At 36.3% G+C, this 8,483-nt stretch carries 6 protein-coding genes; 5 read left to right on the top strand and 1 reads right to left on the bottom strand.

The features are described 5' to 3' along the window. Positions 1–794: 794 nt before the first annotated feature. Positions 795–1,781, bottom strand: coding sequence for a zinc dependent phospholipase C family protein (locus MUW73_RS02695; protein WP_243018716.1), 987 nt, complete (start codon positions 1,779–1,781; stop codon positions 795–797). Positions 1,782–1,878: 97 nt separating this feature from the next. On the opposite strand from MUW73_RS02695, the gene MUW73_RS02690 reads away from it, so the two are divergent. The 5 genes from MUW73_RS02690 to htpG all read left to right on the top strand — a co-directional run bounded on the left by MUW73_RS02690 (position 1,879) and on the right by htpG (position 8,212). Further along, positions 1,879–3,111 (top strand): hypothetical protein, encoded by a 1,233-nt coding sequence (locus tag MUW73_RS02690; RefSeq protein ID WP_243018715.1) that lies wholly within the window; start codon positions 1,879–1,881, stop codon positions 3,109–3,111. Positions 3,112–3,223: 112 nt separating this feature from the next. Further along, positions 3,224–3,490, top strand: a complete 267-nt coding sequence (gene rpsT, locus MUW73_RS02685; protein WP_243018714.1) for a 30S ribosomal protein S20 — start codon at positions 3,224–3,226, stop codon at positions 3,488–3,490. 14 nt (positions 3,491–3,504) lie between these two features. Continuing rightward, the gene (radC, locus tag MUW73_RS02680) at positions 3,505–4,212 is read left to right on the top strand and encodes a RadC family protein (protein ID WP_243018713.1); all 708 of its coding nucleotides are present in this window, start codon (positions 3,505–3,507) and stop codon (positions 4,210–4,212) included. 327 nt (positions 4,213–4,539) lie between these two features. After that, entirely contained in the window at positions 4,540–6,357 is a 1,818-nt protein-coding gene (gene typA / locus MUW73_RS02675; protein ID WP_243018712.1) for a translational GTPase TypA, read from the top strand. Between the two features lie 43 nt (positions 6,358–6,400). Beyond that, positions 6,401–8,212 (top strand): molecular chaperone HtpG, encoded by a 1,812-nt coding sequence (gene htpG, locus MUW73_RS02670; RefSeq protein WP_243018711.1) that lies wholly within the window; start codon positions 6,401–6,403, stop codon positions 8,210–8,212. Positions 8,213–8,483 lie beyond the last annotated feature (271 nt).

Below are 8,483 nucleotides of genomic sequence, written 5' to 3'. Positions count from 1 at the left end.
AAATATTTTTTTGAAGGCGACATCTACTTTTGGAGTAATTTTTTCCATGTTTTATTCCTTTTTTTGAGGTATAAATGTTACACCCTGCAAGGTAGATAGTTTTTATTATAAGTTACATGGCTTTTTTTGCTTGGTCAAAAAGTGGTATAAAAACTGCTTCGTATCACTAGGCTGAACAAACAATGGCGTCAACTTAAGGAAGTTATATATTTTTTTGAATGATAAACAATATGGTGTATACCACTTTTTTCTTGATAAAGAAGTGGACAAAAAATCAAGCCCTGGGTAAAAAGCCGCTGGAATCGCTTCTTACAGCTGGAAAAACAGAACTTGCCGGCTACGCGGGCTTCGAACAGGCTATTTTTCTATTTCAGCTGTAAGATTTGCTTTCTGGTAGCAACTATTTTACAAGGGGCGTTTTATCTTTTTTTGGTATGCTGCCATAGGCCTGAATGTATACACCTCAAGCTTAAAGAACGATAACAAAGAATGCTAACTGACGTATTAATATATTAATTTAAAACTAGACATGAAAATAAAGTATATAAAAAAAATAATCTAATCCCGAACTCACGTTAGTAGATAGGCCATAGGCGATGATAAGAAGGGATCAGGAAAGAGTAGTAAGGGAAATTTGTATGCTGCGTTTGATGAGGCGGGAGATGGAAACGGGGGTAAAACTACCGCGCCGTTTCTCGACCCTACCATTGTCTGTTCAACCTAGTAGTAAAAACCGAAACTGTTTCGGCCCGGACAGTTTCTGCGCTGCCTTACAAAAGTTATTAAACATACAACTATTTTTCTTCCCCACACTCCCTAATTCCTTTTAAAATGATTCCTTCTTGTAGCAGTTTATCTTCTTCATCTTGCATAGGTAGCTTTATCCTTATATCATTTAGGTTAGGCGAACCTGCATTCACCCAAGCAGTTAACCAGAAGTTACCTACTTCTATGATGGATTGTTTCAAACGTTCTTCAACTTGGCCTTGTAATGCTTGGTGGTAAGCGGTAGCAAAGGCAAGGGCGTATTCTTTTTTTAAAAGATTGCCATCTTGTTCAAAGCTATACTTTTCTATAGCAGGGTATGTGAGTGAAAGTTGCTTTTCCAATGCTAATACTTTATCAACCAAAGCATGAGACTGTAGTAGAATATTCCAGATATGGGTTAAGAGATCCTCAATATAAATGGCTTGCCCTACAAAGAGATTATAGGTATCAAAAAATAAAAGAGGTAAGCGGGTTTCCCATAAAGCATGAATGCCTTCTTGACTGGTTATTTGTCCATTATAGTTTTGTGTAGTATGCAAAGGAACATGTGCATCGGCAACATAATGGCCTAAATCTGCTGAGAGTTTTAGAATTTTAGCTATATCTTTATCTTTGAAAGCAGTTGTTAGTGCTTTATGTACATCTAGTATAGCCCAAGGCAGGCTGCCATGTGTCTCTAGTATTTTATGACCATATGTTGCTACAGCTTGGCTGAGCAAAAGCTTTGGCCTATTTACTAGGCTAGAGCGATAGATCTCAACATCTATAAAATGTTTTGAAGCTTCATCTTTGACTACATATCTACGTTTATCTGGATTTACAGATTTTTCGGTCAAGAATCTTAGATGTGTTTTATAAAAAGCAAACATAGCTGGTGGTAGCGTAGTAATAGCATACCGATTAATATGCTTGTGTGCAAAAAAACCCCAAGGCCAAACTGGTGAGGGAAGCGCACAAAAGACCATGCCAAACAAATAAACTGTTTTAATATGTTGAAAAAAGTATTTCCCCATTCTCTGAACAAAAAAATGTTAATATATTCTTCCGATGGCAAAAGCTGTTGCCTATGGGATTTGAATTAAGTATCCTTCATTTTTAATTTCATATACGTTGAAAACAACCACTTTATATCATTATCTACTGCCCTTTTTTTGGTCTATCTTTGGGTTGATTCCTTATGCAACAAAAGCTAGTCAGGAAGATGCTACTAATATAAACACATTGTCCAGTACGGCAAAAATCAATAAACATTGGTATCCTTATCCACGTTCTATACAATTGCGATCTGGATGTATGGTACATAAAAGAGATGAAAAACTATTAATACTCCTACCTACTACGATTGATTTAGACATGTTATTTCTTCATCCTTTTTTTGCTCGTCGGCTGGATGCCTACCCAAGAATTGGATTATCTTTTTTATTCCCATATACCTTTCAAAAAGCGCAAAAACTTAAATTTCCCAACATATGGGGTATTTTGGGGTATATAGAACTGTATGAATCTAACACCAATCTGACTAGATGGGGGCACAGAATTAGTATAGGTGGAATTAAAAAAGGTGCATTGATGCTGGTGGATCCTCAACCAAATTATAGTGTTGTGGCAACAAAAGAAATTACCTACCACTGGTTGTTTGCACCTGCTTGGCAGCTTAATTTTGGTATAGGCTTATTGATGAATTGGTCGATTAAAACGATAAAGCGTAAACCCAATACAAAGAGTGTAAGTGAAATGGAGCAGCTTGATAGCATGATTAAGCTATTAAATTCCGAGAATGATGCTAGTATCATAAAACTAGCCCCTTTAGCTACTGTAGGTATCCGGTATATAAGCCATGCAAATAATTTTTATAATCTGGTTTTCAATCAAATTCGTTATAGAAAACAAAAAAATAGTAGAATAGATTGTAGTCTAATGGTTAATAATAGGTGGCTTCCAGCAACCCAAAAAAGCTATATGATTTTTAGGGGATCTTCATCATTAAGTTTTGCTATTAACCCTCATAACGGCCTAGTAGTTTCTCTAGAGTTAGGACATAATAACTATAAAAAAACTTTGTTAGCTAGCATGCTGGCAGCAGAAGGTATAGAGTTAACTGCTTTATTAGGTCATGAGATCCGTTATGGTCGTTGTTTATTGCAACTACAGCTAGGGTTTGAATTGACTGATTCAACAAAACTGACCGTGCAAGCTTCTGATGAACACAGTTTATCAAATGTATTGAGCAAACGTGGCAGTATGGCTATAAACATGCAGTATATGTTTACAGACTATTTATTTGTGGGTATTAGCACCCGATCCCAAGAACGACCTGGGCTTCGGTTGGGTATATCATTCTAATCACATAATTGAATCATATATAAAAAAGTAGTATCTTGCAGTAAACTTATTTTAAAAAATCTATTCAAGACGATCAATACTGTAATAATTTTAATACAATTAAATTTTTTATATGGCCAATCACAAATCAGCCGAGAAGCGAATACGATCAAGCCGTACTAAGTATCTTCGTAATCGTTATCAGCTAAAAACATGTAGAACCTTTATAAAAAGGGTTAGTAAGTTAACAGATAAAACCGCTGCAGAGCAGTTGTTACCTAAGGTTTTTTCTATGCTAGATAAGCTTGCAGCAAAAAATATAGTGCATAAAAATAAAAGTGCCCATAGTAAAGCTAGGCTTTCTAAACATGTAAATAGGTTAACTGTAGCTGTAGCCTAAATAGCTTAAGGGATATGGCACGGGAGATATATACAACACTTCCGCTCAAAATACATGACTGGGCACCAGAGGATCGACCAAGAGAAAAACTACTCCAAAAAGGCGCCGCTGGCTTAACTGATGCTGAGCTTTTAGCTGTTCTTATAGGCTCTGGTACCCGTAATATCAGCGTTGTAGCCTTGGCACAACATATCTTAAAATCTAACGGAAATAGTCTTCAAGAACTGGCCAAGCGTTCTGTGCAGGAATTATGTCGATTTAAAGGTATAGGAGAAGCAAAAGCGGTATCTATTGTTTGTGCTATGGAGCTTACGCGCAGGCGTGCTTGCGAGCCAGTTAACAACAGGGTATTGGTTAACAGTTCTTTTAAAGCTTATAAGCTATTACAACCAGATTTAACGGATAAATCTGTAGAAGAGTTTTGGGTCTTGTTACTCAATAGAGCCAATTATCTGATTAAAAAAATTAAAATCAGTAGTGGAGGTATAAGTAGAACAATTGTAGATGCTAAATTGTTATTTAGATTAGTTCTAGATCATCAGGCTGTTTCACTTATACTAGCACACAACCATCCTTCTGGTAATACTACGCCCAGTACTACTGATATCGACCTAACCAAATCTCTTAAAAATGCTGCGCAATTACTGGATGTAACGGTTCTAGACCATATTATATTTACAGACAGAAATTACTTTAGTTTTTCTGACGAAGGAATACTTTGACTTTATATATTCACAATAGGCCGTTTGTAAAACCTATTTCTGATAAAAAATTTTAAGAGAAGCGTAGTCGAGCGCTGCGGTATACTAAATGAATGTATTTGAGGCTTGTGTTAGGTGTGTAATTGTTCAAATCAAATTATAAATATTTTGTCCTATAGATAAGTTGCTATCTTCTATCTATCTTTGTAAATAGTTAATCTCTCTACTTAGGCCTATTCCTTGTTTTTCAGACTAAAAATTCAATAATTAAATAGGCCTCTCTTTTTTAGAGATTAGCTTTTTTGAAAAAACTAGTAACCTAGAAATCCATTAAATTATAAAAATTGCATGCAACCATTACGTAATATTGCTATTATAGCCCACGTAGACCACGGAAAAACAACTTTATTAGATAACTTATTAAAGCAAAGTGGAACATTTAGAGCCCATCAAGAAGTGGCCGACCGTGTTATGGATTCTAATGATTTAGAGCGTGAACGTGGTATTACGATTTTGGCTAAGTGTACCTCTTTGGTTTGGAAAGATACGCGCATTAACATTGTAGATACACCTGGTCATGCTGATTTTGGTGGAGAAGTAGAGCGTATCTTAAGTATGGTAGATGGCGTAGTCTTATTGGTGGATGCAGCGGAAGGAACTATGCCTCAAACTAAGTTCGTTTTAAGTAAAGCATTGAAGTTAGGCTTGCGTCCTATTGTAGTAGTTAATAAAATTGATCGTGCTGATGCACGTGTAGGAGAAGTTGAAGATGAAATATTAGAACTTTTTATGGCACTTGAAGCTACAGAAGCTCAATTTAACTTTCCTATTGCCTATGCTTCTGGGAGATCAGGTTGGGCCAGTAGGACATTAGATGGCCAGCGAAAAGATTTATCGCCTTTATTTGATTTAATTTTAGACCATGTATCTCCTCCAACGGTCGATCTAAATAGTGACTTTTCCATGCTTATAACCGCAAGGGAATATGACCCTTATCTAGGCCGCATGCTCACAGGTCGTATATTTACAGGCAGCTTAAAAGTACAACAACCTATAAAAGCACTTAACAAAGACGATACAGTAGTAGAAAATGGCAGGGTAACAAAAATTATGGCTTTCCGAGGCATGGATCGTATACCGATTGAAAGCGCAGATGCAGGTGATATTGTTTCTATTGCAGGCATGCAACAAGCCAACGTAGCTGATACGATTTGTGCACCTACGGTGATGAAAGCCATACCTTCTATTCCTATAGATCCCCCTACACTAGCTATAAACTTTTCCGTTAATGATTCTCCATTAGCCGGAACAGAGGGCAATAAAGTCACCTTCAATGCTATACGTGATAGACTAATGCGTGAACTAGAATCTAATGTCTCGATTCAAGTAACAGAAAGCCCTAATAAAGACTCTTTTGAAGTAGCGGGGCGTGGTGAGCTACAATTGGGTATTTTGATAGAAACGATGAGGAGAGAAGGATTTGAACTTTCTATTGGCAGACCACGTGTATTGATTAAATTAGGGTCTAATGGTGAAAAATTAGAGCCACTAGAAGAAATTCAAATAGAATTAGATGATGCATTTTCAGGATCTGTTATCGAGTCTATGAGTTTACGTAAAGCAGAAATGAGAGATCTGCGTCCAATGGGAGGGGATAAAACACGTATTATCTTTGTTGGGCCATCGCGCGGTTTAATTGGTTATTATGGAACGTTTCTTACTGAAACTAGGGGTACTGGTATCATGAATAGAACTTTTCATAGTTATGGTGCCTACCGTGGAGCAATTGCTGGCAGACGTAATGGTGTACTTATTTCCATGGGTATGGGTGATGCGGTTGCCTATGCGCTTTTTAATTTAGCTGATCGAGGTAAAATGTTTATCAGTGCAGGTGAAAAAGTCTACGGTGGCATGATTGTAGGGGAACACAATAGAGATAATGATTTAGAAGTGAATGTATTAAAAGGGAAACAACTTACGAATATGCGTGCATCAAGCTCAGATGAATCCATTCGGTTAAGTCCACCTGTTGTTATGACATTAGAAGAGGCCATTACCTATATAAAAGATGATGAACGGGTAGAAGTTACCCCAAAATCTATTCGTTTGCGAAAATCTATATTAGATCCTAATGCGCGAAAAAGAGCGACTAAATCGCATCATTAACATACAGTATAGTTAGTTTACTTTTACTTAATTAATATTAATCATGAACGAAAAAGGAACTATATCGGTGCATACTGAGCATATCTTTCCGATTATTAAAAAATTTCTTTACTCTGATCAAGACATTTTCTTAAGGGAATTAGTGGCCAATGGTGTAGATGCTGTTCAAAAACTAAAAAAGCTAGGTGGTATGGGCCTTTATGAAGGCGCTACAGATAAATTACAGGTAGAAGTACGGATTGATGCATCAGCTAAAACACTAACGATTAAAGACCAAGGATTAGGCATGACGGCTGATGAAATTAAACAATACATTAACCAAATTGCTTTTTCTGGTGCTGCTGCATTTGTGGAAAAATACAAAGAACAAGTAGATCAAAATCAATTCATTGGCTTTTTTGGCTTGGGCTTTTACTCAGCTTTTATGGTAGCTAAAAAAGTTGAAATTATTACAAAGTCTTATCAAGCGGGTGCTCAAGCAACCCATTGGAGTTGTGATGGGAGCACTAATTTTGAAATACAGTTTACTGAAAAAGATGAAGTAGGAACAGAAGTTATTTTGCATCTTATGGAAGAGGCTGAAGAATTTTTGAAACCAGAACGTATCCATGCAATATTAGATAAACATTGTCGCTTTTTACCCATAGAAATCATATTTGATCAAAAAGTGATCAATAATACCATGCCACTATGGATCAAACGGCCGGCAGACTTGCAGCCTGATGACTATCTTACATTTTATAAAGAGCTTTATCCTTTTGCAGAAGAGCCACTTTTTTGGATTCATCTAAGCATTGATTATCCATTTACCTTAACAGGTGTACTTTATTTTCCTAAAGCAGCTAACTACTTTGAGCAAAAAGAAACCATTCAGCTCTATGCAAGGCAAGTTTTCATTACCAATGATGTTAAAGAAGTGATTCCAGACTTTTTACGTTTGTTGCATGGTATTATTGATTCGCCTGACATACCGCTTAATGTATCTAGAAGTGCTTTACAGGCAGATAGTAATGTTAAAAAAATTAATACGTACATTGCTAAAAAAGTTGCAGAAAAGCTGGAAACACTTTTCTCGCAAGATCGTAAAGCTTACCAAGCCAAATGGAATGATATTGCCCTTTTCATTAAGTATGGTATGATAACAGATCCTAAGTTTGATGAAAAGATAAGAGAGATTGTACTGCTGCAAAACACAATCGGTCAATATTATACCATAGCTGAATACAAAGATAAAATAACTGACCACCAAACTGATAAAGATGGTAACTTGATTTTGCTCTATACAACAGATCCTAACAAACATGCTACTTACTTACAATCAGCACAGCAAAAGGAATATGATGTATTGGTACTGAATAGCCAGATTGACACCAACTTTATCAATTTTCTGGAATATAAATTGGATAAGGTCAAATTCAAAGGTATTGAGACCGATACTATCGGTAATCTAGTTCCAAAGGAGGGAAGCATTACCCATACCCTTACAGAAGCGGAAAGAGAAAGTTTAAAAGCTATTTACGAAAAGATTATTGGTGTTCAGCAAACCACTTGGAGTGTAGCAGCCATGTTACCAGAAGAGCTACCTGTGGTCTTTATAACTTCCGAACATTTGAAACGTATGGCGCAATTTACACAAGGCAGTGAAGCTAAACAAAAGACATTTCGGTCTATGCAATTAGCTATTAACGGGAATCATCCTTTGGCAAAAAAAATCCTTACTACTAGTGACGAGACTATCCAAAAAGGATTAGTAGAGCAGAGCTATCAATTGGCTTTATTGGCCCAAGGTCTGCTAGAAGGAGAATCATTGGCTGGGTTTATAAAAAATTATACAGACAGCTTATTAGATCAATAGTAGTCTAATTGTGTATTAGAGCTTATTAGAAAGAATAGGTTGTTTGAACTTGCACAGCGGGTGAGCTCTGTTTTTACAGCTCTAATACGTGATTTTCGATAAGCCGTAAGGAATTTTCCTTTTTTATTAAGAAAAAAGTAACAACAAAAATTCATTTTCTACTAATTGCGTGAACGCAAACCAAAGAGTTGCTCAATATACTCGAAGAAAAACCACAGTCGTGAACGGATACCTAAAAAGTATAGAACTTTAAAATAAATACCAACTAATC

The sequence above is a fragment of the Candidatus Cardinium sp. cByotN1 genome (assembly GCF_022810525.1).
Lineage (GTDB): Bacteria > Bacteroidota > Bacteroidia > Cytophagales > Amoebophilaceae > Cardinium.
Note: the sequence above shows the minus strand (reverse complement) of the source record. Positions and strands in the feature narration are given on the sequence as shown.